This window comes from Mycobacteroides sp. H003, from assembly GCF_001440135.1.
Lineage (GTDB): Bacteria > Actinomycetota > Actinomycetes > Mycobacteriales > Mycobacteriaceae > Mycobacterium > Mycobacterium gwanakae.
Genome location: NZ_LJYL01000034.1, coordinates 916,698 through 942,854, shown reverse-complemented (window position 1 = coordinate 942,854; position 26,157 = coordinate 916,698). Strand labels below are relative to the sequence as shown.

Sequence of the window (26,157 nt, the reverse complement as noted above, 5' to 3'; positions counted from 1 at the left end):
CGGACGGCACATATCGAGAGTAGCTGGCACATGCACTCAGGGGGTGCGGCGATGTTCGTTAACGGGCTACCAGCCGGCGTGCCGCCTCGGCGGCTGCGGTGCGGCGGTCCGCGAGCACGTCGTCGCCGAGCGGTTCGCCGACAATCCGGTCGATACCGAATCCGCTAGCCGCCATCGAGTAGGCGATATCGATCAGCATCACGAGCAGACATGTGGGGTCCCACGCCGGGTCGATGAGCCCGCACTGCTGGCCCCGGCGCACCTCGTCGAGTTTCGCCTGGAAGATGCGGCGCAGTACGTGGTTGTCGAACATTCCGTCGGGGGCTTCCAGTTCGATCCAGCGCTGTAACCGCGCGCCCTGGGGGTCGGCGACGATGTTGTCGAAGAGGCCCGCGACGTAGCCCGGCACATCGTCGGCCCGCAGCGGCACCTTGTATGGCGCATCATTGATCCATTGCGCCACAACGGCTTCAAACAGCTGCTCCTTGCTCTCAAAGTAGCTGTACAGCCGTTCCTTGCTTGCGTTCGCATTGGTGGCAATTCGGTTGAGCCGCGCACCAGCGAAGCCGTACTCGGTGAACTCGGCCTTGGCGGCCGCCATGATCCGGTCGTGGGTGGCCTGCCCGGCCGCTCGCATGGCGCTCACCAGAGCAGCACCGGTTTGATCGCGATTCCCGATCGCGCGTCCGCGACGGCTCGATCGATATCACGCGCCGGGTAGGTACGTATCAGCGATTCGATCGGGAAGCGGCCCTGCGCGTGCATCCTCAGCAGTTCCGGAATGAACTCCAGAGGATTCGCGTCGCCCTCGATGCATCCGCGGATCACCTTGCCGCCGAACATCAGATCGGTGAGATCGATTGTTCCGCGTGAGGCGCCCAGCCCGACCAGAACCAGTACACCGCGCTGCCGCAGCAGCCCGAGCGCCGTGGCGATGACATCGGGGTTGGCCGTGGTGTCCAGAGCATGGGTAGCCCCGCGCGCGATGGTGGTCACGTCCTGGGCCGTGGGGTCGACGGTATGGGTCGCACCCAATTCAGTGGCTTTGTCTCGCCGCGAGGCGACAGGGTCCACAGCGATGATCGTCTGCACGCCGACCGCCTTGGCGGCCATCACCGCGGCGAGGCCGACACCGCCAGCGCCGAACACCACGAGGCGCGAATCCGGTTCAGGTGTAAGTACGTTGAGCACCGCACCAGCACCGGTCTGCAGACCGCAGCCAAGGGGTGCGGCGATGGTGAGGTCCGTGGAGGGGTCCACCACGACGGTGTTGTCGGCGGTGGCGAGTGCGTACTGGGCGAAGCTCGACTGTCCGAAGAACGAGCCGAACAGTGCGTTCCCGTTCTGGGACAGTGCCGTCGTGCCGTCGAGCCGTGTACCCGAGAGGTTGAGCCGGGCGGCGCGGGAGCAGTAGGCCCGCTCACCCGCATCGCATTGTCGGCACTGGCCGCAGCTGCGGTAGCTCAAGACCACACGGTCTCCTGGCCGGATACCGGTCACGTCAGGGCCTACGACCTGGACGACCCCCGCACCCTCATGGCTGAGCACCGCCGGGATCGGTACCTGTGATGTGAAGGTCAGGTCGGTGTGGCACAGGCCGGTGGCGTGAATCTTGACGAGCACCTCGTCGGAGCGCGGATCCTCGAGTTCCACCTCTTCGAGGGTGAATGAAGACTCTGCGGATCGGCTCAGTGCTGCAGTGACTTTCACCGATCGCGTTCGAGAATGAAGTAGAGGTAGTTGCCGCTGGCGCGCTGACGCTTGCCGTTCATGATGCCCATCAGCGTGTTCTCGTCGACCCACTTGAAGTGATCAAAAGTGGGCTGTCCGTCGTACACCATGGTGCCGGTGACCTCGCCGCGGAACTCGATATCCCACAGGGTTGCACCACCCAGACTCAAATCGTTGTTGGAGAACAACTTTCCTTCGTCGTCGTAACAGACGATCGGCTCGACGTCGTTGATGGATCTGAAGATCTTGCCGTACCAGCGGGCGGCAGCCAGCTGGCCGTTCATCTTGTGTCCGGTGTGGAACTCGTCGCCCTTCCAACTGCCGAGCATGTCTTCGGGTCGGGCGGTATCGAGCGCGGCCCAGATCTCGTCGAGGTCGGCGGGACTGACGTCCCGGTGGCCTCGAAGTTCGGCGAAGCGGGTGCGGGCCTTGTCGACATCCATGTCTCTCCCAAGTCAGTTGGTTCGGGAAGGACGCTAACACCGGACCAAATGGTTCGGCAAGGGCGATCAGACGATCAATGTGAGGCCCAGCGCGATCATGACGACGGCGATGACGGCGTCGAGTACACGCCAGGTTCCTGGACGCTGGAACAGTCCGGCAAGGTACCGGGCGCCAAAGCCGAGCCCGACGAACCAGACGACACTTGCGATCAGGGCGCCCGCGCCGAACAGCCAGCGTGCGTCCTTGTGTGCGTTGGCGAGTGAGCCGAGCAGCACCACGGTGTCGAGATAGACGTGCGGATTCAGGAAGGTGATGGCCAGTGCGGTCATCAGTACCGCGCCGAGGCGTGCCGGATTGGATTCGGCGGGAACCAGAGTGCCGGGCCGTAATGCGCGGCGGGCGGCCAGCAATCCGTAGCAGATGAGAAACGCGGCACCGCCCACCTTGGCTACGGTGAGCAGACTCGGCGTGGCCGCGATCAGTCCACCGAGGCCACCGATGCCCGCGGCGATGAGCAGAAAGTCGCCGGTGATGCACACGGCGACCACCGGCAGCACGTACTCACTGCGAATCCCTTGTCTGAGTACGAAGGCGTTCTGGGCGCCGATGGCGGCAATGAGGGACATTCCGGTCAGGAAGCCGAGGAAGAGGACGGTCACGACATCGACGTTAGGGCGGTAAAAAGCTGTAGTACAGCTAATGATTCTTACTCTGCATTAGAATCGCTAATGTGAGTCTGGACTCGCAGCAGCTGGTTGCCTTCGCCGCCGTCATCGAAGAGGGCAGCTTCGATGCCGCCGCCCGGCGGCTCGTCATCACCCCTTCGGCGGTGAGTCAACGTGTCAAGGCGTTGGAACAGTCGGTGGGTCAGGTGCTGGTTCGCCGCGAGAAGCCCTGTGTGGCAACCGATGCGGGTGTCTCGTTGATGCGACTGGCGGCCCAGGTTGGCACGCTGGAGCGTGAGGCACTGCGCGAGATGGGTGTCGATGGATCTCCGATCCGGGTCGCGATCGCGGTGAATGCCGACTCATTCGAAACATGGATGGGGTCGGTGTTGGCGCAGATTCCCGACGGCGTGCTTATCGACATCCGCGTTGAGGATCAGGATCATTCCGCGGAGTTGTTGCGCGCAGGCGTTGTGATGGCAGCGGTGACAACGGAGCCTAAGCCTATCGCCGGATGCCGCTCCGAATCGCTTGGCTCGATGCGGTACTTCGGGATGGCGTCACCGGGTTATGTAGCGCGCTACCTCCCGGACGGTCTGCTTGACTCGGGGATCGAGGCCGTACGGCGCGCGCCGATGATGCGGTGGGACAGGCGTGATGCACTCCAAGATCAGTTCTTACGCAAGCTCTTTCGTCGGGATGTCGCGGTCCCGGAACACTACGTGCCTACGACAAGTGGAAACACCGAGGCGCTGCGGGTCGGATTGGGCTGGGGAATGATGCTTGAGCAGTTGGATCGCAGCGGCCTTGTTGACCTGGCCCCGGGTCGGTATCTCGATGTGCCGTTGTATTGGCAACATTGGAAATTCGAATCCTCGACACTGCAGGCGATCACCTCGGCGGTACGCAAGGAGGCTTCCGTTCTGCGGCGCGAGCACTAGCGGCGCACGGCGCGGCTGAGCCGATGCGCGTGCCGCAGCAAGAGCTGTCCGAGGACCGGTTGGCGTTCGGCGTTGAACCGTGCCTCGATGCCGGTCAGGGTGAGCGCACCGATGGGGTTGTGGTTGGTATCGAACACGGCGGCGGCCATGCCCCAGGATCCCTCGACCAGCTGGCCCGGGTTGAGCGACCAGCCGGCCTGCCGGGTGGCGCCGATCCGATCCCAGACGGCGTCGGTGCGAAAACCGCTGCCCCACTCGGACTCCAGGTCGGCCCTGGTCAAGTAGGCATGGATCGCGTCGTCTGGAAGGTAAGCCAGGACGGCCATTCCGGATGAGACGATTCCGAGCGGAAAACGGGCGCCCTCGTACAGCACGTGCGATCGGATTGGGAAATCGCCATCCTCGCTGAGCAATACGACGGTGTGATCTCCGCGGCGCAGTGAGAAGAACGCACTCTCGCCGGTTTCCCGTGCCAGCGCCGCCACGTCGGCGGCCGCCTTCTCCGTGATGTTGTAACGGGGAGCTGAGGTAGCGCCGAGCACGTAGATCTCCGGACCTAGGAACCATTGGCCGGAGCGGGCATCGCGCTCCACGAACCCTTCGGTGGCGAGCGATTCCAGCAGCCGGTGCGCGGTGGCCCGCGGGATGTCGGTGCGGCGAGCGAGTTCTGTGGTGCTGACGCCCGTTCCGGTGTCTGCTGACACGGCACGCAGCAGGGCCGCGGTGCGGCGTACCACGCTGGGTGCCTCAGTCACCCGCTCACGATACGTGTCCATTGAGTGGACGTTCAAGCCCGAGTGTGTTCATCCGGTGAGAGCTTTCTCCACCATCCTTGCCGTGCAGCTGGGTTTTCATCCAAGGTGTCGGTGCGCCGGTGCGCCAGCAAGTGGACGCTCTGGTTGGGCTTGGAGGTGGTTGTGAGCGACAAACAGATCGTCGAGCAGCGCGGTCTGTGGTTCGAGGAATTCGAGCCCGATGTGCTGTACGTGCACCGGCCGGGGCGGACGATCACGGAGGCCGACAACGTTTTGTTCACCACGTTGACCATGAACACCCAGGCATTGCATCTCGACGCGGCGTTCTCGGAGGCGCTACCGCCGTTCAATCAGCGGCTGGTGAATTCGATGTTCACTCTGTCGACGTTGGTCGGGTTGTCGGTCGCACAACTGACCCAGGGCACCATCGTCGGGAATCTGGGATTCTCCGATATCGCCTTCCCCAAGCCGCTGTTCCACGGTGACACGCTGTATGCGGAGTCAGAGGTGATCGGTAAGCGCGAATCCAGGAGCCGCCCAGGTGAGGGCATCGTCACCTTCGCGCATACCGGCAGGAATCAGCACGGCGACGTGGTGGCAACGGCCTCGCGAAAGACCATGGTGCGTAAACGGCCCGGAGGGCAGCAGCAGTGACACTTCTTGATGCCGGTCCGGGCTGGCTGTTCTGTCCGGCCGATCGCCCCGAACGCTTCGAAAAAGCCGCTGCAGCAGCAGATGTGGTGATTATCGATCTTGAGGACGGGGTTGCGGCTGCCGATCGCCCTGCTGCCCGCGACGCCCTGATCAATACTCCACTGGATCCCGATCGCACCGTGGTCCGCCTCAACCAGGCCAACACCGCTGATCACCGGCTGGATGTCGAGGCGCTCGCGCGGACCGAGTACAGGACCGTAATGCTGGCCAAGAGCGAACACGCGGATCACGTCGTGGCACTGGCACCGTGGTGCGTGGTGGTCCTCGTCGAGACTCCGTTGGGGGCTCTTAACGTCGCGGAATTGGTGCGGCCCGGGAACGTTGTCGCGGCGATGTGGGGTGCCGAGGATCTCTTTGCCGCGACGTGGGGCACCAACAACCGCTGGCCAGACGGCAGTTACCGCGATGTAGCGCGGCATGTGCGTTCGCAAACCCTCTTGGCAGCAAAGGCATTTGGCCGGATAGCCGTGGATTCGGTGTACCTCGATATCACGGGGCTCGATGGTCTGCGTGTGGAAGCGGATGACGCGGCGGCCGTCGGATTCGATGCCAAGGTGGCGATCCACCCCACGCAGGTAAACGTCATTCGCGCGGCCTACCGGCCGGCCGCCGAACGGGTGCGCTGGGCGCACGCTGTGCTTGAGCTGGCGGGCCGGGAACGCGGTGTCTTCCAGTTCGAGGGCGCCATGGTTGATGCGCCCGTGCTTCGGCGCGCGGAGCGAATCATCCAGCTGAACATGGTGACTGGCGGGAGGTCCGAGTGAGAAGCATCCGACGGCAACGCACCCAAACACCAGATGCGGGCTGGGATGAGTCGTTAGAGTCGTGGCCGGTCTATGTGGTGAAAGCGAGACGATGAAGTCCTATGAGGCCGGGCCGTCGACGTCCCCGATCATCGAGGAGACGATTGGGGAGAACTTCGAGCGCATCGCCGGCACCTATCCCGATGTTGATGCTCTGGTCGACGTCGCGGGTGGACGCAGATGGACATACCGGGAGCTCGACACCGACATCAATCGCGTTGCGCGCGGCTTTATGTCACTCGGAATCGACGCAGGGGACCGGGTGGGCATCTGGGCGCCGAACTGTCCGGAGTGGGTCCTGGTGCAGTACGCGACGGCAAAGATTGGCGCAATACTGGTCAACATCAATCCGGCCTACCGAACCCATGAGCTGGCCTATGCCCTCAATCAGTCGGGTGTTCGCACGCTGGTCTGTGCCACGGCGTTCAAGTCCTCCGACTACGTCACGATGGTGGAACAGGTGCACTCGGAGGTGCCCTCGCTAGTGGACGTGTTGTTCATCGGTACCTCCGACTGGGCGAATCTGATTACCGCCGCAGGGCAGGTCTCCGAGGAGGCACTGCGCACCCGGATGTCACAGCTGTCCAACACCGATCCCATCAACATCCAGTACACCTCGGGGACAACGGGTTATCCGAAGGGTGCGACGCTGTCGCACCGCAACGTGGTCAACAACGGATACTTCGTGACCGAGTCGATTCACCTGGAAGTCGGCGATCGGCTGTGCGTCCCGGTGCCCTTCTATCACTGCTTCGGAATGGTCATGGGCAATCTCGGATGCACGACGCACGGTGCCACCATCGTGGTCCCGTCGCCGGGATTCGACGCGGTACGCACGCTCGAGTCGATCGAACGTGAGCGCTGTGTGGGGGTGTACGGGGTGCCCACCATGTTCATCGCCATGCTCGCGGACCCCGATTTCGCGCAGCGCGACCTGTCCAGCCTGCGGACGGGAATCATGGCGGGTTCGGTGTGCCCCGTGGAGGTGATGAAGCGGTGCATAGACGATCTGCACATGGCAGAGGTGGCGATCGCGTACGGAATGACCGAGACGTCACCTGTCTCGTGCCAGACGCTCGTCGACGACGACCTCGATCGCCGCACCGCGACAGTCGGGCGTGCGCACCCGCACGTTGAGATCAAGGTGGTCGACCCCGGGACCGGAGAAACGGTGGAACGCGGGCACTCTGGTGAGCTGTGCACGCGCGGCTATTCGGTGATGCTCGGTTACTGGAACAACGAGGAGTACACCCGTGAGGTGATCGACGCCGACGGATGGATGCATAGCGGGGACCTGGCCGTGATGCGAGAGGATGGCTACTGCACCATCATTGGGCGAATCAAGGACATGGTGATTCGTGGCGGCGAAAACATCTATCCGCGCGAGATCGAGGAGTTTCTGCTCACCCATCCCGACATCGAGGATGTTCAGGTTGTTGGGGTGCCGGACGAGAAGTACGGCGAAGAATTGTGCGCGTGGGTTCGGATGAGGACAGACCGTACGATCGTGGACGTCGCCGCCGTGCGTGCCTTCGCCACGGGGCGCCTTGCCCACTACAAGATTCCGCGTTATGTGCAGGTGGTCGAGAGCTTCCCGATGACCGTCACCGGGAAGGTGCGCAAGATCGAAATACGGGCGCAGGCGATCGAACTTCTGGGGTTACGCGAGCCAGGCCGGTCGCATGGGGAGTAACGCGTACGAGCGGTTCGTCGAGCACGTATCGCAACGGTATGGGCTGTCACTGAAGGACTATGCCGCTGTGTGGCGCTGGTCCGTTGATTCCGTACCGCAGTTCTGGCGCGCATTGTGGGAGTTCTTCGATGTTCCGGGACGCGGGCTGCGTGACGGCGATGACGGCGTGCTGTCCGGTTCGGTGATGCCGGGCGCGCAATGGTTTCCGGGCACCGAGCTCAACTACGTGAGCCCGATGCTACGCCACGCACATCTCGACGGGGACGCCATCGTGGGTGTGGATGAAGCGGGCGGGCGCGTCGCGATCAGCTGGGTTGAACTGCCCGGCAGGATCGGTGCGGTGGCCGCGGAGCTGCGTCGGCTGGGGGTCGGCCGCGGTGATTGTGTGGCCGCGTATCTGCCGGATGTGCCCGATGCGATGGTTGCCTTCCTGGCCACCGCGGCGGTAGGCGCGGTGTGGGCGGGATGCGGTCAGGACTACGCCCCGGAGGGTGCGGCGGCACGGCTGGGTCAACTCAATCCCAAGGTTCTCATCTCCGGCCCCGGATACCAGTACAACGGTCGCTGGGTGGATAAGGCAGCCGACACCGCCGAACTGCATCGCCTGTTGCCCGGTACTCCGGTGCTGATGGTCGAATTGCCCACGGGCAGTGAAGATCCCGTAGTCGAGATGGTTCCATTCGATCATCCGATCTGGGTCTTGTTCAGCTCGGGCACCACCGGCAAGCCCAAGGGGATTGTGCACGGCCACGGAGGCATGCTGTTGGAACATCTCAAAGGGGCGGGGCTGCACTGCGATCTAGGCCCGGGCGACGTGTTCTTCTGGCAGACGGCGTTGTCGTGGATGATGTGGAACTTCCGGTTGAGTGGGCTGCTTGTCGGCGCCACCGTGGTCTGTTACAGCGGGCATCCGCTGTATCCCAATGCGGATCGGCTGTGGGAGCTGTTGGGTTCCGAAGCGGTGAGCTACTTCGGGACCAGCCCCGGACACCTGCAGGCAACCAAGAAGGCGAAACTGGAGCCGTCGGCCGTGCATGACCTGAGTGCGCTGAAGACATTGGGAAGTAGCGGATCTCCCCTCTCTCCGGATCTGTTCGATTGGGTGGGTTCGCATGTCGGGGTCACGGTGTCATCCCTGTCGGGAGGTACCGACGTGTGCACCGCCTTCGCCGGCGGTACGCCGGGAGTGCCCGCGCATCCCGGCGAGTTGCCCGCCCGCTACCTGGGGGTGGACTTGCACAGTTGGTCACCCGATTGCCGGTCCCTCGTCGGTGAGGTAGGCGAAATGGTGATCCTGCAACCCATGCCCTGCATGCCGACCCGATTCTGGGATGACCCGGATGGATCACGTTATCGGGCTGCCTATTTCGAGCATGAATGGGCCGATGGCCCACGCCCCGGGGTCTGGCGCCATGGTGACTGGGTCACCGTCACCGAGCACGGATCGCTGGTCATCCATGGACGCAGTGACGCCACCCTGAACCGCAACGGAATCCGGATGGGCTCGGCGGACATCTACGAGGTCGTGGAGTCCATGGACGAGATCGCGGAGGCATTCGTCCTCGGTGTCGACGGGCCCGGTGGCGCGTATTGGATGCCGCTGTTCGTCACGATGGCGCCGGGGCACACCTTCGATGCCGACCTGGGTGCCCGGATCGCGCGGGAGATCCGGGCCCGGTTGTCGCCGCGGCATGTTCCCGACGAGGTGATCGAGGCGCCGGGAATCCCGCACACCCGAACCGGCAAGAAGCTCGAGGTCCCCATCTGTGGTGTGCTCGCCGGACGCGTTGACGTGTCATTGGATCCGCGTTCGATCGACAATCCCCATCTGGTCGACTGGTACCGGGAGCAAGGGAGCGGGCACCGCTGGTAGCGGCACCAAAGCTTCTGCTAGCGGTCGAAGACGATGGTCAATGTGTCCGACTGCGGCAGTGACTGGCACGCCAGCCGCACGCCGTGGCGGATCTCGTGGTCGTCGAGGATGTCGTTGACCTGCATTGTCACCTCACCCTCGCGAAGGGTGTAGGAGCAACCACCGCAGTTCCCCTCGCGGCAGACGTAGGGCGCATCGATGCCGAGGCCGAGGAGCACATCCAGAAGGATCTGTGTTTTCGGCCAGCTGATCTGGTGGGTGTCGCCCTCGATCTCGACGGTGGCGCTCACCGCATCGGGATCGGTCGGTGCGGTCGCGACAACTGGTGCCGCGGCGAAGGCGTCGGTGCTCAGCGATACGAAGACCTCACGATGGATGTTCTCTCGGGCCAGTCCGGTATCGCCCAGCGCGGCCGCCGCTGCATCCATGAAAGGGGCTGGGCCACAGAGATATGCGGCAGTGCCGGGGACTGGGGTGGGCAGCAGCGCGCGCAGGCCGTCCGGGGTCGGCAGACCGTCCTCCGCCTCGATCCAGTGCACGATCGCCAGGCGGCTCCCGTATTTCGACTGCAGTGCCGCCAGCTCGGCGTCGAAGATCACCGATTCGCGGTCTCGGTTGGCGTAGACAAGGACCGCATTCTGTACGGAGTGGGAGAGCACCGTCCGGATCATGGACATGATCGGCGTGATGCCGCTGCCCGCGGCCACGAACACCGGAACTGCCACCGTGTCACGCATGGTGAATGCCCCTGCAGGGCGAAGTGATTCGAGCGTCATTCCGGCGCGAGCGTTATCGCACAGCCAGTTCGAGGCATGGCCGCCGGATGTGCGTTTGACGGTGACCTTCAGATGTTCGTCGAGGCCGGGTGCGCTCGAGAGCGAGTAGCACCGAGATACGGAGTCCGTGCCGGCCGGTACACGCAGCGTGAGGAACTGTCCGGATTTGTAGGCGAAGTCTGCCCGGGCGTCGTGCGGCGCGGCGAACACGATGGAGACCGCATCGGGAGTTTCGGCGATGACTTCGAGCACCTCCAGTGCGTATGCGCTGGGGGCGGTGGACGCGTGCGTCGTCATGCGAGTTCCTTCCGGAGTGGTGTACGCCTCATTGTCATCATGCACTGTGCCATTGACAAATGGCACAGTTGCTGTTGTTCTATTTCCTCATGGGGCTCCTTGACGTCTTCAGACGCCCGCCGATCTCTGTGAACTCAAAAGCAGTGGTCACCGGCGCGGGCAGTGGTATCGGGCGTGCTTTCGCTCTTGAACTGGCCCGCCGTGGCGGTCACGTGATCTGCGCGGACATCAACGCCGAACGGGTCGCGGAGACCGTGGCTGAGATAGACCGGCTGTCTGCGGGCTGCGCACACGCGGTGACCTGCGATGTCTCATCGCGAGATGAGATGGAGAAGCTGGTATTCGAGGCGCAGGAGGTGTTCGCGGGGCCGCCCACGCTGGTGATCAACAATGCGGGCGTCGGAATCGGCGGTAAGCCGGTCGGCGAGATCGGCATGGACGACTGGAAGTGGGCGCTGGGTATCAACCTGTGGGGCGTCATCTACGGCTGCGAACTGTTCACGCCATTGCTCCGTGCGGCCGGCCGCGGCGGAATCATCAACGTCGCCTCCGCCGCGGGGTTCGCGGCAGGTCCCTCGATGGCCTCGTACAACGTGTCCAAGGCCGGGGTCATGTCTCTGTCGGAAACCCTCGCTGCCGAGCTGAGCGGCACCGATATCAACGTGACCGTGCTGTGCCCCACCGTCGTCAAAACGAACATCTTCAAGGACGCTCGCCTCACCGGGGTGGAGATCGGCACCTCGGGCTTGGTCGACCGGCTCATCGAGCTCACCGGTTTTTCCCCGGAGAGGGTGGCCGTGAGCACCCTCGACGCACATGACCAGGGCCGCCTGTATGTGGTCCCGCAGTTCGACGCGAAGGTCATCTGGCACTTCAAACGGCACTTCCCCGTGCTACACGCGCGCGTTGCGGGCTTGCTTGGGCGCCTTCTTCCCACTCACTGAACTTCGTATCACCTGACTGAAAGGAAAAACATTCCATGTCAATGGATCTCGACAACATGCTGCAGATGATCAAAGACAAGCAATGGTCCCTGGCCGACATCGACTGGGAGGCGCCCGGTGCCGAGCTGATCGAGCCCGAGCTACATGCCAAGCTCAAGCCGTTCATCGCGGATCTGATGTGGATCGAGAACGTCGGCGCACGTGGATTCGCGGCGCTGGCCAAGAAGGCGCCGAACCCCACTCTCAAGAGCATTTACGAGCACTTCCATGCCGAAGAGCAGAAGCACGCCAACGCCGAACTCGCGCTGATGCGCCGGTGGGGCATGCTCGAGAACGACGAAATCCCTTCCCCGAGTATCAATGTGCAGTTGGTGATCAACTGGCTCGACAAGTACTCCGACGGGATGTCGCTGTCGTTCCTGGGGACGGTCATCCCCATGCTTGAGGTCGCTCTGGATGGTGCACTGATCAAGTTCATCACCGACGAGGTCAAGGATCCGATCGCGCAGGAGGCCTTCAAGCGGATCAACTCCGACGAATCGCGGCATCTTGCAGTGGATTTCGAAGTCATGGACATCCTCGGCCATGCCAAGATGCGCAAGATGCTCATCGAGTTTGTCGGCGGCTGGCTCAAGCCCAGCCTGCTGATCGGCGTGCTGAGCTATGTGCCGCTGCTCAACAAGATGCGCGACAACATTGTGGCGATGGGTGTCGACGAGGAACGTCTCTATGGGGCGATGAAACGGTACAAGAGCGTGGGCGAGCGTAACGAGAATGTCCGGCGGCTGCCGAACTACCGCATCATCTCCTGGCATGCGATGAAGGTGATCAATCGCAAGTCCAAGTACCACATCACCGCTGACTTGCTCGTGAAGTTGACGGGCAGAATTCCCATGCGGTTGGTGGAGAACAAGCCCACCTGGTCGCAGGAACTCACCTACGAACCCGTCGCCTGAAAGCAGCCAGCATGAACATCTCCGTAGCCATCATCGGTGCCGGCTTTGCCGGCATCGGTGCAGCGATCCGCCTGAAAGACAAGGGAATCACCGACTTCGCGATCTTCGAGCGCGGAGACACGGTGGGTGGCACCTGGCGTGACAACACTTACCCCGGGGCGGCGTGCGACATTCCCTCGAGGCTGTACTCCTACAGTTTCGCGCCAAATGCCGAGTGGTCGCACACGTACTCCGGTAGCGGCGAAATCCTGGGCTATATCGACCAGATGGTCGAATCGGCAGACCTTCGGTCGTACATCCGCTTCGGGCACAACGTCGTCGGCCTCACGTATGACGAGGCCAACGGGGAGTGGACTGTCGAGTTCGAGGGCCAGGAACCGGTGCGGGCCCGCACCGTCATCATGGCGTCCGGCCCACTCGCGAATGTGAGCTTTCCGGCCATTCCGGGCCTTGAGAGCTACGAGGGCCACAAGATCCACAGCGCGCGATGGGATCACGATTACGACTTCACCGGCAAGCGAGTGGCAGTGGTCGGTACGGGAGCCAGCGCCGTCCAGATCATCCCGGAACTGGTGAAGTCCGCCGAGCTGGTGAAGGTTTTCCAGCGGACGCCCGGATGGGTTTTGCCCCGCGTCAACCGCGCCACCGGCAGTCGGCTCAAACAGCTGTACCGCAACTGGCCGCTCAGCCAGCGGCTGGCGCGTGCGGCCTGGTTCTGGGGACATGAGTCGGTGGCCATGGGTGTCGTGTGGGATACACCCTTCACTCGCGTGGTCGAGGCGGTCAGCTCCGCGCACCGGCGCATACAGGTCAAGGACCCCTGGCTGCGGCGGCAGCTGACGCCCGATTTCTCGGCCGGTTGCAAGCGTCTGCTGATGACCAGTGACTACTACCCCGCCTTGCAGGCAGAGAACTGCAAGCTGGTCACCTGGCCCATCGCCCGGCTGGCCCCGAAGGGTATTCGCACGGTAGAGGGTATTGAGCACCAGTTCGACTGCATCGTCTTCGCAACCGGTTTCGACGTGTGCAAGGCCGGGACGCCCTTCCCGGTCACCGGGATCGACGGACGGGACCTGGCCACCGAGTGGTCAGGAGGGGCATATGCCTTCCGCAGCGTGGCGGTGTCGGGCTATCCCAATCTGTTCCTTACCTTCGGGCCCAATTCGGGACCGGGGCACAGTTCGGCGCTGGTGTACATGGAGGCGCAGATCAACTACATCACCGACGCGATTGCGGCAGTGGTCAACAACGGCTGGAAATCGGTGGAGCCCCGCCCCGAGATCCAGGAGAGCTACAACCAGGACATCCAGCGGCGCCTGCAATCCACCACGTGGAACTCGGGCTGCCAGAGCTGGTACCTGACGGATGACGGCTTCAACGCGACGATGTTCCCCGGATTCGCCACGCAGTACGTCAACCAACTCAAGAGATTCGACCTGCAGGACTATAAAATCACTGTCTCGAACACCAGTGACGAACTGATACTGACAGGGCCAGCTTCGAAACCATGACCGAGTACCGGATCGACGACCTCGCGCGGGCATCGGGGACGACGACCCGGAACATCCGCGGTTATCAAGAACGAGGGCTCCTGCCCCGGCCGCTGCGCCGGGGCAGGACAGCCATCTACAACGATTGGCATCTGCGCCAGTTGAGGGCGATCAATCGCCTGCTCAGCGAGGGTTTCACTCTCAAACACATCACGAAGTTCCTCAGTGGGCTGCAGCGCGGCGCCCAGCTCGCCGATGTGCTCGACCTGTCGGATCTGGAGGGCCTGCTCGAGAAGCGGTTCTCCGACGCTGCCCAGGGAAATCTCTCGTTGAGGGAGCTCGAAGAGACGCTCGGCCCGATCGATTCGGCGGCCCTTGCGCGCCTGATCGAAGCCGGGCTGATCCAGCCTGTTGACGGCTCGGATTCTTATCTCGTCACCGATCTCGACACCATTGATAACTTCGCGGCGTTGATCTCCCTCGGAATGAGAGTGACCGACCTAGCCGACATCCACGTGAGGACCAACGAGAAGCTCGACGATGCCGCACGGGTACTCATCGGTGCCGCGCGCGATGAGGTGGCACGTCAACGTGGGCCCGGTTGGGTTCCCTCCACCGACGACGAACTGGCTTGGGCAACAGAACTTATCGGGACGATGCGCCGTGCGGCGACGCATACCTCGCACGCCGCCATGAACCGCGCGCTCGATGACGCGCTGCGCGCCGAGATGGATCTGTACCGGGAGCAGGCGCAGCTGCCCGCCGATTCTTCGTGAGTTGCCGAAGGCGCTCGGCTACACATAGAAGAACCCGAGCAGGATCGCCAGGACCGATGCGACGTATCCACCGAAGAGGAACTGGAGCACCCCTGGCGCTTCGCGCAGCTCCATGAAGTAGTTCCCTACCAGCCAGATCTTGACGAAAGTGATGGCGACGATTATCGATGAGATGTAGTAGCCATGTCCCTTCTCGGCGTCAAGCAGTAGCGAGATACATGTTGCCGCAATGAGAACCAGGAAAACCAGTGTCGCTTTGTGACTGTATGTGAGATTCATGTGCCTATGCCAGATAGAGAAGTGAGAAGAGCCCGATCCACAAGAGGTCGATGAGATGCCAGAAACAGGAGCCTCCCTCGAGGAGCCGGATGTCCGAACTGGCCGCGGCACCGCGTGATGCATACGCCATCGCCCCGAGTATGACCGTGGCAACAGTGGTGTGAACCAGATGGATTCCCGTGAAGACGAAGTAGACCATGAAGAAGTGACTGGTCATCGGGCTCAAGCCTTGGCTTGTAACCTCTTGGTATTCAATTAATTTCACGCTGATGAAGCAGATACCACTGCCTGCCGCCGCTAGGTAATAGCGGGCCGCGTGTGCTGATCCGTTTCGCGCCTTCTCCAGTCCGATTACCGCGAGCAGTGAGCCGCTCAGCAGCAGAACGGTATTGAGTGCCCCGAGGCCAAGGTGCAACTGTGATTGCCCGGAGGCGAATGCCTCTGCTTCGGATGATCGATAGTGTGCGATGACGGCAAAGAATGCCGCGAAGACGATCATGTCGCCGAACAGAAACACCCAGAGTCCGGGCTCTCCGGGGACGTGCGGTGTCCGGAGATGGGCCGGTGTCTGCGTGTGAGTTGTTAGATCTCCTGTCATGAGACCTTTGGCCTGATCTGCTCAAGAACGGTGGAAACCCCTGTCTGGGCCCGATAGTCGGATAGCAGGGCCTGTGCGAGCGCGGCGAAAATCCCCGCCTGGAAGATCGCGGTGGCAGCCGCCGGGATGTACAGGCCGACAAGGCCGTCGTACGCAAATGGCCCGTCCTTGAAGAAAATGATCAGCACTGATCCGGCGAACAGAAGTCCACACCAGAGGAGGAGATAGGCCGACCAGCGTGGCAAGGGCTCGTTGCCGGGTTCGGCGCGCAGGATCGCTATCGCCATGAGCGTGAACAGGACGGTGAACACGGCCCAGGTGAAGAGGAAAATGAACCACCCCAGGTCGTTGAGTACCTGGGTGATCTGCGGTTTGATTTGTTCGGGGCGGAAAGCGGCCACCGACCACGCGATGAACGGAAGGATCAGCAGAAAGAGCGCGATCGGCATGAGTACCAACGATGTGTAGGTAAACACCGGGGTGCCCCTTTCCGCTCGGTGCAGCCGGGCGAGTACTACCCCCAGTGGCAGTGCAAAGAGAGGCAGGAAGAACAGGGCCACGATGCACCCGAGCCGTATGTGATTCTTGTTGTCCACATAGAACGCCGCCAGCTGTTCAGCGCTCCAGGCCGGGCTTGGTGCGGGTAATGCGAAGCGCGCCAAAAGAATCCACCCGACGACGAACGCCAGTGTGAATCCGCCGATTCCGATGGCGGTGAATACGGCCTGCGTGCGGACGTTTGATGACATGTGGGCAGACTCCTCAATACGTGGGCAGAAGATTCCAGGGCGGTGGGGGACAGCGATGCCCGGGATCGGGGATCTCCGGGTGCGGTCTCGCTGTGCTCAGGCTCTGGAACGACGAGAAGCGATCACGGATACTCGCACCGCTCCGAGGTTGAACTCAAGGTCGGATGACACCAAGCATGTTGTGTAGAGCCAACTCTGGAACCGATGGCGAGGCCGATGGAGAGCGGATGCACGGCTCAATGCGCACCTCCTTGTGCGTCTGTCGGTGCGTGCGGGTCGCCGCACCGAGCGTATTTACGGTATATGGACAATCGTAAATTGAACAGTCGGTAATATCGGCTATCACATGGGTGCCCATGTGTGACTGCCATCACAGTGGGGAGGGATGGCGCAACGATGGGAACTGTCGCATAGTAAACCGATTGGTATATTTCGAATCGATTTCCATAATCGTTGTAGGGCAACGTCTATGGACTGAATTCAACGAGGAGAACTCATGTCCGCGTCGGTGGTGGTCCGCTCAAACCCCCTGAAACTTCTCATCCTGGGGCGCAGCATCGTTGCCTCAGGCAGTCTCCTGACGCCGAACGTGTTCGCGCGTGTGTTCCGGATGGAGGCGGCGGGTACGCCTGCCATCCCCATGGGCCGCATGTTCGGTATCCGCAACGCGCTGTTGGCGTTTGGACTGGCGCGCCTTGGTGCGTTCACGGCCCCTGCCACATTCCTGAAACTCAATGTGTTGACCGATGCGGTTGATGCGGCAGTGCTGGTCGCGGCCGGGCGTCGGGGTGAAATCAGCAAGCTGACTTCGACTCTCGGCACTACGGTGGCGCTATCGGCCGTGGTGTTGGGTGCAGCCTCGTTGGCTGCTCAACCGGCGCAGCAGGGCTAGCCCCACGGCGAGTAGTCGGCGATCAGTTCCTCCTGAGCGGGCCGCTCGGCCTCGGGGACGTGCACCAGGTTGACTCGCACCCGATACCAAATCGAGCTGGGGCCGCGCATGCCGTCAATCAGAATGTCTTGCGGTTCAAGTAATTTAGCTACTGCTGGATATTTGTCCCGCCACATGCCGAACGCGGCCTCAGCCTCCGGCTTGGTCTTGGTTCGCGCAATCTCGACCAACGGCATGATCGACTGACGCCGACCGTCCCGGGAAGCGCCTTTCGGGGCTTTTTCGGCAGGGCCCAGTTCGGCGGCCAGCTCCAGGAGCTGATCCAACGCCCCGGTGCCGGCTTGCCTTTCGGCGTCCATGTCCCGCCACGGATCGCCGATCTCGGCGAATCGTTCGCGCACGGTGTGCAGGGTGAACTCCGAAGGGCGACAACGCGCGACCTCGTCCCAGCGCAGCGGCGTCGACACCCGGGCATCGGGGGTCGCACGCACGGAGTACGCCGAGGCCACCGTGCGGTCCTTGGCGTTCTGGTTGAAGTCGACGAACACCCCATGGCGTTCCTCCTTCCACCACCGGCTGGTCGCCAGCTCCGGGGCGCGGCGCTCCACCTCGCGGGCCACCGTCTCGGCGGCCAGACGCAGCTCCCGGAACGTCCATCGCGGCGCGATGGGCGCGTAGATATGAAAGCCGCGCGAGCCAGACGTCTTCGGCCATGCCGTCAGCCCATGGTCTTCAAGAACCGCGCGCACGACGAACGCGACATCGAGGATCTGGCTCCACGGCACCCCCGGGACGGGGTCCAGGTCAATACGCAGCTCGTCAGGATGATCCAAATCGTCTGCACGCACTGGGTGCGGATTGAGGTCGACACATCCCAGGTTGACCACCCACGCCAACGACGCCGCATCGGTGACGACGACCTCTCGGGCGGAGGTTCCGCGCGCGTAGTGCAGCTCCGCGGAGGCAATCCAGTCCGGCCGCTTCTCGGGCACCCGCTTCTGGAACACCGCCTCCTGTGAGATGCCCTTGACGAACCGCTTCAGAATCATCGGCCGGTCACGCACGCCGCGCAGCGCCCCTTCGGCGACATCCAGGTAGTAGTGCACCAGGTCGGCCTTGGTGACGCCCGCTGTGTCCTCACCCGGGGGAAAGACCACCTTGTCGGGGTGCGTGATGGTGACCTCGCGCCCCGCGACCTGCAGCACGACGTCTGCCATGGCGTCATCGTAGGGCTGCAGACCGACTTTCCCCGGCGTAGTTGGTGACGGGCCCCCGACCGACCGGTTGGCTGTGCCGCTGAGAGGGAGGTCACATAGGCTGTCGATCATGTCGATCATCGCCGAACGGCCGCTCTTCTCGAAACTTCAGACTCTTGCGAAGCGCGGTGGCGCTGAGCTGCATTATCTCCGCAAGGTCATCGAGGCGGGCATGCTCAAACTCGATCCGCCCCACGTGCTCGCGGCAATCGTCCGCGACTTCTACCGGTTCGGTGAGATTGGCGCGGTACCGGGCTTCGGAGCGCACCGCAGCCCGGCGCGGACCGCCATCATCGACGACGAGGGCTCGATCACCTATGCCGAGCTCAACGACGCCGTCAACGCCCTGGCACACGGCCTGAACCGTTTGGGTATCAAGGGCGGCGACGGAGTGGCCATCCTGGCGCGCAACCACCGCTGGTTCATCATCGCCAACTACGCCGCACACCGCGCCGGCGCTCGCGTCATCCTGCTCAACACCGATTTCTCCGGGCCGCAGACCAAGGAGGTCGCCGAGCGTGAAGGCGCCCGTGTCCTGATCTATGACGCCGAGTATGCCGAGTTCCTGGACGGCTACAGTCCCGAGCTGGGCCGGATCATGGCGTTGCCGACCAACCCGGAAAACCCGGATCAACCCTCCTCCGGCGACGAGACCATCGCCTCGGTGATCAAACGCAACAGCACCTCCGCCGCGCCGCGCCCCTCGAAGTACTCCTCGCTGGTGATCCTGACCAGTGGCACCACCGGCACGCCGAAGGGAGCGCCGCGCAAGCTGGCGCTGACCCTGGCGCCGGTCGGCGGCATGTTCTCGCATGTGCCGTTCCGCTCCGGTGAGGTGACATCGGTGCCCGCGCCGATGTTCCACGCCCTGGGATACCTGCATCAGAGTCTGGCGCTCACCTTGGGCTGCACCCTGATCCTGCATCGCAAGTTCAAGCCGGAGAACGTGCTCTCCGATATCGAGAAGTACCGGGTGACCGCTGTGGTGGTCGTTCCGGTGATGCTCAACCGCATCCTGAACGCCATCGACGAGGCGGCGACCAAGCCCGACTTGTCTTCGCTGCGTATCGTTTTCGTGTCGGGATCACAGTTGGGCGGCGAGCTGGCCTCCCGCGCGCTGGACACGCTAGGGCCGGTGATCTACAACCTGTACGGCTCCACCGAGGTGGCCTTCGCCACCATCGCGCGGCCGCAGGATCTGGCCATCAATCCATCCACAGTGGGCCCTGTTGTCAAGGGCGCTACCGTGAAAATCCTTGACGACGAAGGAAAGCCGGTCTCGCAGGGCATCGTCGGACGGATCTTCGTGAGCAACGCGATTCCATTCGACGGCTACACCGGGGGCGGGCACAAGCAGATCATCGACGGACTGATGTCCAGTGGTGACGTCGGCTACTTCGACGAGCATGGGCTGCTCTACGTCTCCGGGCGCGATGACGAGATGATCGTCTCGGGCGGCGAGAACGTGTTCCCGGCGGAGGTTGAAGATCTCATCAGCGGACACCCGGAGGTCATCGAGGCCACCGCGCTGGGAGTCGACGACCCGGATTGGGGCGCTCGGTTGCGGGCGTTCGTGGTCCGCCACCCGGAGTCGACGGTGGATGCCGACGGCATCCGTGCGTACGTGCGCGACAACCTGGCGCGGTACAAGGTGCCACGTGACGTGGTCTTCCTGGATATCTTGCCGCGCAACCCCTCCGGCAAGATCCTCAAGCGCCAGCTGCGCGATTTGGAGGTATAGCCGATGTCCCGGGAACACGACCGTGCCTATGACGTGGTTCTTTATGGGGCGACCGGATACGTCGGCAGGCTTACCGCGCTGTATCTGGCAGGACGCGTGGAGGCCACCGGCGCGCGGATCGCACTGGCGGGACGAAACACCGAAAAGCTTGCCGCCGTGCGTGATGAGTGTGGACCGGCGGCGCGGGACTGGCCGTTGATCGAGGCCGATGCCACGCGACCGGCCACGCTGGCGGCCATGGCGGCTTCTACTCAGGTGGTTGTCACCACCGTCGGGCCGTACACGAAATATGGACTGCCGTTGGTGGCCGCGTGTGCCGAGGCGGGAACCGACTATGCGGACCTGACCGGTGAGGTCAACTTCGTGCGGGAGAGCATCGACGTCTACGGCAAGCAGGCCGCCGACACCGGCGCCAGAATCGTTCACTGCTGCGGATTTGATTCCATCCCATCGGATCTGAGCGTGTACGCGCTGTACCGGCAGGCTCAGGAAGACGAGACCGGCGAGCTGCTCGAGACAACATATGTGCTGAGCAAGTTCCGCGGCGGTGTCAGCGGTGGCACGGCCGCATCCATGGTCGAGGTAATGGAGGCGAGTGCCGAGGATCCGGAGGTGCGCCGCAACTCTCAGGACCCCTACTCGCTGAGCCCGGACCGCCCCGCCGAACCGGAAGTGGGGCGCCAACGTGAATTCCAGACGCTCCGTGGTGAATCCGTGGCGCCGGAATTGGCGGGCAAGTGGCTGGGAGCCTTCTTCATGGGACCGGTCAACACCCGGATTGTGCGACGTAGCAACGCATTGTTGGACTGGGCATACGGAACCCGGATACGTTATCGCGAGGTGATGAGCCTGGGAAGTTCGGTGGTCGCGCCGATCGCCGCGGCCGCCGTCACCGCATTTCTGACGGCCGGGTTCGGGCTGGGGACGCGGGTACCCATGCCGAAATTTGTTGCGCAGCGTCTACTTCCGAAGCCAGGCTCGGGCCCCAGTGAGCGTACCCGGAACAAGGGTCACTACCGTGTCGAGACGTACACGACCACAACCCAGGGTGTGCGGTACCGCGCGGTCATCGCGCAGGAGGGCGACCCCGGATATAAGGCGACCGCCGTGCTCCTGGGTGAAAGTGGCCTGACCCTGGCGCTCGATCGCAGCGAATTGCCGGACAGACTTGGGGTTTTGACGCCTGCGGCCGCCATGGGAGATCCATTGCTGAAGCGGCTGCGGGTGGCCCAGGGCGTGACGGTCGAAGTCGAACGGCTCTAGTTCTCCGGTAAACGAAGGAGTGGGTGTATGTCGGTATCAGCGGTAGAGGCGGGGCCCCAGCAGGTACGTCGCTCGGTCGAAGTATCTGCTCCGGCATCGGAGTTGTTCGGTATCGTTGCCGATCCGCGACGCCACCATGAACTGGACGGGTCGGGAACTGTCGGCCAGAACATCCGCACGCCTGATCATCTCGAGGTTGGTTCGCGCTTTTCTACCGGCATGCGGATGTTCGGGCTTCCTTACCGCATCACCAGCACCGTGACGGAGCTCGAACCCGACAGGGTCATCGAATGGCGGCATCCGCTGGGCCACAAGTGGCGGTGGGAATTTGATGCCCTATCGCCCACCAGTACCCGTGTCACCGAGACGTTCGACTTCCGTAATGCCGGTGCGATACAGACCCTGCTGAACTACAAACTGCCTGGCTTCATCAAGGCAAACGCCCGAGGGATCGAGGGCACACTGACGCGACTTCAGGGCCGCTACAGCTAGCAGGCAAGCGGCCTGCCGCCGGGACGCCGATTACCCGGCGGACTCCGTGGCGGTGCGGGTAGCCGGCTGCTCGTGAGCTATCGCCTCGAGCACCGTGACGATTTCGTTGACAACCTCGCCGGCGCGCTCGTTGGGCAGCATGTGTCCCGAGCCCGGGTAGGTGCGCAGTTCCTTGGTCTGTAGGGCCGCGGCAATGATGCGGGAATCACCTGCGGGAGTGAGGAAGTCGCGGGCACCTGCCAACACCGCGGCAGGCTTGCCACGGTAGGCGCCCAGACCTTCGGTCAGGTCCTCGTGCAGCACCATGCTTTCGGCGGCGTCCTTGTAGCTGCGGGGGGTGCCGGAGCGGATCTGGTCCCACACTCGGCTGACGTCGTAAGGCCGCGGGTCACGCCCGAAGACCAACGTCGAAATGATGGGGCGCATGAGATAGCCCTGCTGGAGGAACCAGCCCTGCGCCACCACACCCAGGATCACCGCCTTGACGACTTCGAACACCGGGGGGACGACCCGGAGCCGGTGCAGCAGCCTGCCCGCCGAGGTGGCGACGAAGACCGCGCCGGATATCCGGCGCGCGACCAGGTCCGGGTGATATTCACCGAGGCCCATCATGGTCATGCCGCCCATCGAGTGACCGACGATCACGATCTGCCCGGTTGGGATTTCGGCATTGATGAAGTCGGCTGCATCCGTGGCCAGTTGGGGAACGTTCACCGAGCCTTGGGGTGCCGGATCGGACTGGCCGTGGCCCCGGTGATCCAGTGCGACGATGCGCAGTTCGGGATTGCGCTCGTGGAGCGGACCGGCCACGTCGTCCCAGGCCTCGCGGTTCTGGGTCCAGCCGTGCAGGAACAGCACGGTGACGGGCGCCGTGCTGTTCCCCGTATCGGAGAACCCGATTCGGGTGCCGTCAGCGGCGGTGAAAAAGTCCCCATGCTGACGCCACGCGGTTTCGGTCGCGGTATTACGGGTCACGCGGTAGTCCTAACAGTCGCTCGGCAATGATGTTTAGCTGCACTTCGGAGGTGCCACCGTAGATGGTGGTAGCACGGCTGGCTAGAAGATAGTCGGCCCAGCGACCTTGTTCCTGCTCGGAATCGCCGATAGCGCCGTCCGGTCCGAAATGGTTCACCACGAACTCGGCGTATCCCTGTCCGGTACGCATGCCCAGCAGCTTGGACACGGCTGCCGACGGCATCGGGTCGCCGCCGGCCAGAGTGAGGAGCGTGGAGCGCAGATTCAGCAGCTTCACCCCATGCCCTTCGGCGATGAGCTGGCCCGCCCGGTCGCGTGCTACCTCGCTGAGCTCGTGCTCGCCGATGAAGGACACCAGATCGTCGAGGCTGGCAAGGAACGGCAGGTCGGAGCTGCCGATCGAAACTCGTTCCGCGGTCAGGGTGTTGCGGCTGACTTCCCAGCCGCGGTCGACCTCGCCGACCACCAGCTCATCGGGTACGAACACATCGTCGATGAACACCTCGTTGAACAGTGCGCCGCCGGTCATCTCGCGCAGCGGCCGAACGGTGACACCCTCGCTCTTCATATCGACGAGGAAGTACGTGATGCCGTTGTGTTTAGGAGCGTTGGGATCGGTCCGGGCCAGGCAGGCACCCCAGTCGGCGAACTGGGCCACCGAGGTCCAGATCTTCTGGCCGGTGAGGCGCCAGCCGCCGTCCACCTTGACTGCCTTGGTGGACAGACCGGCGAGATCGGACCCGGCGCCGGGCTCGGAGAACAGCTGGCACCACATCATTTCGCCCCGGAAGGTGGGAGGCAGGAAGCGCTGTTTCTGCTCCTCGGTGCCGTACGCGACGATGGACGGCACCAGCCAGGTCGCGATGCCGAGCTGGGGCCGGCGCACCTTTCCGGTGAGGAATTCCTGGGAGATGATCACCTGCTCGATGGGAGATGCGGCGCGCCCCCAGGGCGTCGGCAGGTAGGGCAGTACCCACCCGCCTTCGGCGATGGCGGTGTTGCGCTTCCCGGACGGGATCTCCTTGAGGGCGGCGACTTCAGAACGAATCTCCTGGCGCAGCGCCTCGGTTTCCGGTGCCAGGTCGATATCTACCTTGCGCAGGCCGTGCTCGACGGCGGTGCGCACCACGGTCGTCGGCGCACTGCCGGAACGCCCCAGGGCGGCAATGAGACCCAGCGCCCTGCGGTAGTAGATGTGGGCATCGTGCTCCCAGGTGTAGCCGATACCGCCGTGGACCTGAATGCAGTCCTGCGCGCACTGCTGGGCGGCCGCCGGTGCCAGTGTCGCCGCCGCGGCGGCCGCGAACTCCACGATGCCGGCGGTCTCGTCCTCATCGTCAAGGGCGCGTGCGGCATCCCACACCGCAGCTGTCGCACGTTCGGTGACGGCGGCCATGGTGGCGCACTTGTGTTTGATGCCCTGGAACTGCCCGATGGGGCGGCCGAATTGCTCACGCACCTTGGCGTATTCGGAGGCGATGTCGGTGGCCCAGCGGGCCACGCCGACGGCCTCGGCCGACAGGATCGTGGAGATGATGCTGGTGGCCCGGGCGTCGGTCAGGTTGGTCAGCACGCGATCGGCGGGTACCTGGACGGCGGCGGCCGTCACATGGGCGACCGGTCGCAGCCGGTCCACGCTCTGCTGCGGTGCGAGGGTGACGTCATCGGCGCTCAGGACCACCCACACCCGATCGGCGCCGACCGAAACCGGGGCCACCATATAGGCCGCTGAGGCCGCCGTCAGTACCGAACGAGCCTGCCCGTCGACGGTGAGGCCGTCGCCGGAGGCCGTACCGTTGAACGACGATGTGGAGGCGAAGGTGGCAATGGACGCACCGGAGGCCAGGTCGCCCAGTAGCGGGTGGTCGGGATCGTGGCCGCTGATCAGCGCGCTCGCGATCACCGACGGGACGAATGGTCCGGGCACGGCGCCCCGCCCGAACTCGGCCACCACAATCGCCAGCTCCAGTGCGCCGAATCCTTGGCCGCCAACGGATTCGGCGAGGTGTACGGAGGTAAGACCCTGATCGGCAGCGGCCTTCCAGAACGGGGGAGGCCACGGCAGAGGTGTTTCGAGGGTCTCGTGGAGTAGCTCGGAGGGCACCACGCGTTCGACGAACGCATGCGCCGAATCTGCAAGTGCTACATGCTCACTGTTGATGGCGATAGGCATGGGCTGTTTCCTAACTAGTCGGCGCTGGGCTCGCTATGGCTGGCGCGGTTCTCGTATGCGGCACGCGCCGAGGTGCCATGGGCGTCGAGCATGAAGTGGTCCATACCCAGCGATCGCGCCGCGGGGCCGTACAGCGCCCGGGGCAGCATGGCCGTTGTCCGCAGCAGCGGGCCGAGTTTCTTGGGCACCATGACGGGGAACTTGCCTTTTCGTACGGCCTTGAGCACACCGGCGGCAATATCTTCGGGCTGAACGATTCCCAGTAGCCAGTGTTCTTCGAGACCGGCCACCAGCTCGGTGTTGACGACGCCGGGCATCACGCAGACAACAGAGATGTTGTCGTCCTTGAGTTCGAGAGTCAGCGACTCACAGAGACCGACCACGGCCCATTTCGTCGCGCAGTACGTGGCGAGCCCGGGCACGCCCATCTTGCCCGCCGCCGACGCGATGTTGACGATCACGCCGCCGCCGCGCGGCTTCATCCGCGCTATGGCGAGCTGGCTGCCCCACATGACGCCGCGCACGTTGATATCCAGCTGACGCTGGATGGATTCCAGCGACTCTTCCCCGAACGGTGTGATCGGCATGATGCCCGCGTTGTTCACGATCACGTCGACGGGTCCCACGGTGGCCGCGATGGTGTCTAAGAAGGCCTCGAAGCTGCCGTAGTCGGTGACATCGAGTGGCAGGCCGATGGTGCCGTTACCGATCTCAGCCGCGGTGTTCTCACACAGCTTTTTATCGATATCGCCGATCGCCACCTTCGCGCCTTCGGCGGCGAACGCCGTGGCGATGGCCCGGCCGATTCCGCGTGCTCCGCCGGTGATGGCGACGACCTTGCCCGCGAGCTGTACAGCTGTTCCCATTCGTCCTCCCACGCC

26 protein-coding genes are annotated in these 26,157 nt (G+C 63.6%); 13 read left to right on the top strand and 13 right to left on the bottom strand.

The window, feature by feature from the left end:
* Positions 1-58: 58 nt before the first annotated feature.
* The 4 genes from AOT87_RS24625 to AOT87_RS24610 form a co-directional block, all read right to left on the bottom strand.
* Entirely contained in the window at positions 59-601 is a 543-nt protein-coding gene (locus tag AOT87_RS24625; protein WP_198528399.1) for a TetR family transcriptional regulator, read from the bottom strand.
* Positions 602-642: 41 nt separating this feature from the next.
* Positions 643-1,710, bottom strand: coding sequence for an NAD(P)-dependent alcohol dehydrogenase (locus AOT87_RS24620; protein WP_057969114.1), 1,068 nt, complete (start codon positions 1,708-1,710; stop codon positions 643-645).
* Entirely contained in the window at positions 1,707-2,174 is a 468-nt protein-coding gene (locus AOT87_RS24615; protein ID WP_057969115.1) for a DUF4334 domain-containing protein, read from the bottom strand. The genes AOT87_RS24620 and AOT87_RS24615 overlap by 4 nt, the downstream gene beginning before the upstream one ends.
* Before the next feature lie 66 nt (positions 2,175-2,240).
* Positions 2,241-2,834 carry a LysE/ArgO family amino acid transporter gene (locus tag AOT87_RS24610; RefSeq protein ID WP_078322933.1) on the bottom strand — a complete coding sequence of 198 codons (594 nt, stop codon included), beginning with the start codon at positions 2,832-2,834 and terminating at the stop codon, positions 2,241-2,243.
* A 71-nt stretch (positions 2,835-2,905) separates the two neighbouring features.
* Between AOT87_RS24610 and AOT87_RS24605 the strand changes: the two genes are divergently transcribed.
* The gene (locus tag AOT87_RS24605; protein WP_057969116.1) at positions 2,906-3,781 is read left to right on the top strand and encodes a LysR family transcriptional regulator ArgP; all 876 of its coding nucleotides are present in this window, start codon (positions 2,906-2,908) and stop codon (positions 3,779-3,781) included.
* Here AOT87_RS24605 and AOT87_RS24600 read toward each other — a convergent pair.
* Positions 3,778-4,557, bottom strand: a complete 780-nt coding sequence (locus AOT87_RS24600) for an IclR family transcriptional regulator (RefSeq protein WP_057969117.1) — start codon at positions 4,555-4,557, stop codon at positions 3,778-3,780. The two genes, AOT87_RS24605 and AOT87_RS24600, sit on opposite strands and share 4 nt — an antisense overlap.
* A gap of 141 nt (positions 4,558-4,698) precedes the next feature.
* On the opposite strand from AOT87_RS24600, the gene AOT87_RS24595 reads away from it, so the two are divergent.
* The 4 genes from AOT87_RS24595 to AOT87_RS24580 all read left to right on the top strand — a co-directional run bounded on the left by AOT87_RS24595 (position 4,699) and on the right by AOT87_RS24580 (position 9,619).
* Positions 4,699-5,190, top strand: a complete 492-nt coding sequence (locus AOT87_RS24595) for a MaoC family dehydratase (protein ID WP_030097243.1) — start codon at positions 4,699-4,701, stop codon at positions 5,188-5,190.
* Positions 5,187-6,014, top strand: coding sequence for a CoA ester lyase (locus tag AOT87_RS24590; RefSeq protein WP_057969118.1), 828 nt, complete (start codon positions 5,187-5,189; stop codon positions 6,012-6,014). The genes AOT87_RS24595 and AOT87_RS24590 overlap by 4 nt, the downstream gene beginning before the upstream one ends.
* A gap of 91 nt (positions 6,015-6,105) precedes the next feature.
* Positions 6,106-7,746, top strand: coding sequence for an AMP-binding protein (locus AOT87_RS24585; protein ID WP_057969119.1), 1,641 nt, complete (start codon positions 6,106-6,108; stop codon positions 7,744-7,746).
* Positions 7,736-9,619, top strand: a complete 1,884-nt coding sequence (locus AOT87_RS24580) for an acetoacetate--CoA ligase (RefSeq protein WP_057969120.1) — start codon at positions 7,736-7,738, stop codon at positions 9,617-9,619. Before AOT87_RS24585 ends, AOT87_RS24580 begins: the two co-directional genes overlap by 11 nt.
* A gap of 17 nt (positions 9,620-9,636) precedes the next feature.
* Here the strand turns inward: AOT87_RS24580 and AOT87_RS24575 are convergent, their stop codons facing one another.
* Positions 9,637-10,692 (bottom strand): ferredoxin--NADP reductase, encoded by a 1,056-nt coding sequence (locus tag AOT87_RS24575; protein ID WP_057969130.1) that lies wholly within the window; start codon positions 10,690-10,692, stop codon positions 9,637-9,639.
* 59 nt (positions 10,693-10,751) lie between these two features.
* Here AOT87_RS24575 and AOT87_RS24570 point away from each other — a divergent pair, with 59 nt between their 5' ends.
* From AOT87_RS24570 to AOT87_RS24555, 4 genes are read left to right on the top strand one after another with little or no spacing between them, the layout of a single operon-like run.
* Positions 10,752-11,636: an SDR family NAD(P)-dependent oxidoreductase gene (locus AOT87_RS24570; RefSeq protein WP_057969121.1), complete on the top strand. Its 885-nt coding sequence runs from the start codon at positions 10,752-10,754 to the stop codon at positions 11,634-11,636.
* 35 nt (positions 11,637-11,671) lie between these two features.
* The gene (locus AOT87_RS24565; RefSeq protein ID WP_046255047.1) at positions 11,672-12,592 is read left to right on the top strand and encodes a reductase; all 921 of its coding nucleotides are present in this window, start codon (positions 11,672-11,674) and stop codon (positions 12,590-12,592) included.
* Between the two features lie 11 nt (positions 12,593-12,603).
* Complete coding sequence (locus tag AOT87_RS24560) at positions 12,604-14,103, top strand: NAD(P)/FAD-dependent oxidoreductase (RefSeq protein ID WP_057969122.1); 1,500 nt, start codon at positions 12,604-12,606, stop codon at positions 14,101-14,103.
* Positions 14,100-14,858 (top strand): MerR family transcriptional regulator, encoded by a 759-nt coding sequence (locus AOT87_RS24555; protein WP_057969123.1) that lies wholly within the window; start codon positions 14,100-14,102, stop codon positions 14,856-14,858. The genes AOT87_RS24560 and AOT87_RS24555 overlap by 4 nt, the downstream gene beginning before the upstream one ends.
* An 18-nt stretch (positions 14,859-14,876) precedes the next feature.
* Here AOT87_RS24555 and AOT87_RS24550 read toward each other — a convergent pair whose 3' ends face one another.
* The 3 genes from AOT87_RS24550 to AOT87_RS24540 are packed head-to-tail and all read right to left on the bottom strand — an operon-like array spanning position 14,877 to position 16,484.
* Positions 14,877-15,137 (bottom strand): cytochrome C oxidase subunit IV family protein, encoded by a 261-nt coding sequence (locus tag AOT87_RS24550; RefSeq protein WP_057969124.1) that lies wholly within the window; start codon positions 15,135-15,137, stop codon positions 14,877-14,879.
* Between the two features lie 4 nt (positions 15,138-15,141).
* A complete protein-coding gene (locus tag AOT87_RS24545) occupies positions 15,142-15,735 on the bottom strand; it encodes a cytochrome c oxidase subunit 3 (RefSeq protein ID WP_070947393.1) in 594 nt (197 codons plus the stop codon).
* Positions 15,732-16,484, bottom strand: a complete 753-nt coding sequence (locus tag AOT87_RS24540; RefSeq protein ID WP_057969126.1) for a hypothetical protein — start codon at positions 16,482-16,484, stop codon at positions 15,732-15,734. The genes AOT87_RS24545 and AOT87_RS24540 overlap by 4 nt, the downstream gene beginning before the upstream one ends.
* A gap of 496 nt (positions 16,485-16,980) precedes the next feature.
* Between AOT87_RS24540 and AOT87_RS24535 the strand changes: the two genes are divergently transcribed.
* Positions 16,981-17,376, top strand: coding sequence for a hypothetical protein (locus AOT87_RS24535; RefSeq protein WP_057970127.1), 396 nt, complete (start codon positions 16,981-16,983; stop codon positions 17,374-17,376).
* On the opposite strand, the gene ligD is transcribed toward AOT87_RS24535, so the two are convergent.
* Positions 17,373-18,581, bottom strand: coding sequence for a non-homologous end-joining DNA ligase (ligD, locus tag AOT87_RS24530; RefSeq protein WP_057969227.1), 1,209 nt, complete (start codon positions 18,579-18,581; stop codon positions 17,373-17,375). The genes AOT87_RS24535 and ligD overlap by 4 nt on opposite strands.
* A 121-nt stretch (positions 18,582-18,702) precedes the next feature.
* On the opposite strand from ligD, the gene fadD2 reads away from it, so the two are divergent.
* The 3 genes from fadD2 to AOT87_RS24515 are packed head-to-tail and all read left to right on the top strand — an operon-like array spanning position 18,703 to position 22,128.
* Positions 18,703-20,373 (top strand): long-chain-fatty-acid--CoA ligase FadD2, encoded by a 1,671-nt coding sequence (gene fadD2 / locus AOT87_RS24525; protein WP_057969220.1) that lies wholly within the window; start codon positions 18,703-18,705, stop codon positions 20,371-20,373.
* A gap of 3 nt (positions 20,374-20,376) precedes the next feature.
* The gene (locus AOT87_RS24520; protein ID WP_057969221.1) at positions 20,377-21,636 is read left to right on the top strand and encodes a saccharopine dehydrogenase NADP-binding domain-containing protein; all 1,260 of its coding nucleotides are present in this window, start codon (positions 20,377-20,379) and stop codon (positions 21,634-21,636) included.
* Between the two features lie 27 nt (positions 21,637-21,663).
* Positions 21,664-22,128, top strand: coding sequence for an SRPBCC family protein (locus AOT87_RS24515; RefSeq protein ID WP_057969222.1), 465 nt, complete (start codon positions 21,664-21,666; stop codon positions 22,126-22,128).
* Positions 22,129-22,158: 30 nt separating this feature from the next.
* Here AOT87_RS24515 and AOT87_RS24510 read toward each other — a convergent pair whose 3' ends face one another.
* From AOT87_RS24510 to AOT87_RS24500, 3 genes are read right to left on the bottom strand one after another with little or no spacing between them, the layout of a single operon-like run.
* Positions 22,159-23,103: an alpha/beta hydrolase gene (locus AOT87_RS24510; protein WP_057969223.1), complete on the bottom strand. Its 945-nt coding sequence runs from the start codon at positions 23,101-23,103 to the stop codon at positions 22,159-22,161.
* The gene (locus AOT87_RS24505) at positions 23,093-25,276 is read right to left on the bottom strand and encodes an acyl-CoA dehydrogenase (RefSeq protein ID WP_057969224.1); all 2,184 of its coding nucleotides are present in this window, start codon (positions 25,274-25,276) and stop codon (positions 23,093-23,095) included. Before AOT87_RS24505 ends, AOT87_RS24510 begins: the two co-directional genes overlap by 11 nt.
* A gap of 14 nt (positions 25,277-25,290) precedes the next feature.
* Complete coding sequence (locus AOT87_RS24500) at positions 25,291-26,142, bottom strand: SDR family oxidoreductase (RefSeq protein WP_046255035.1); 852 nt, start codon at positions 26,140-26,142, stop codon at positions 25,291-25,293.
* Positions 26,143-26,157 lie beyond the last annotated feature (15 nt).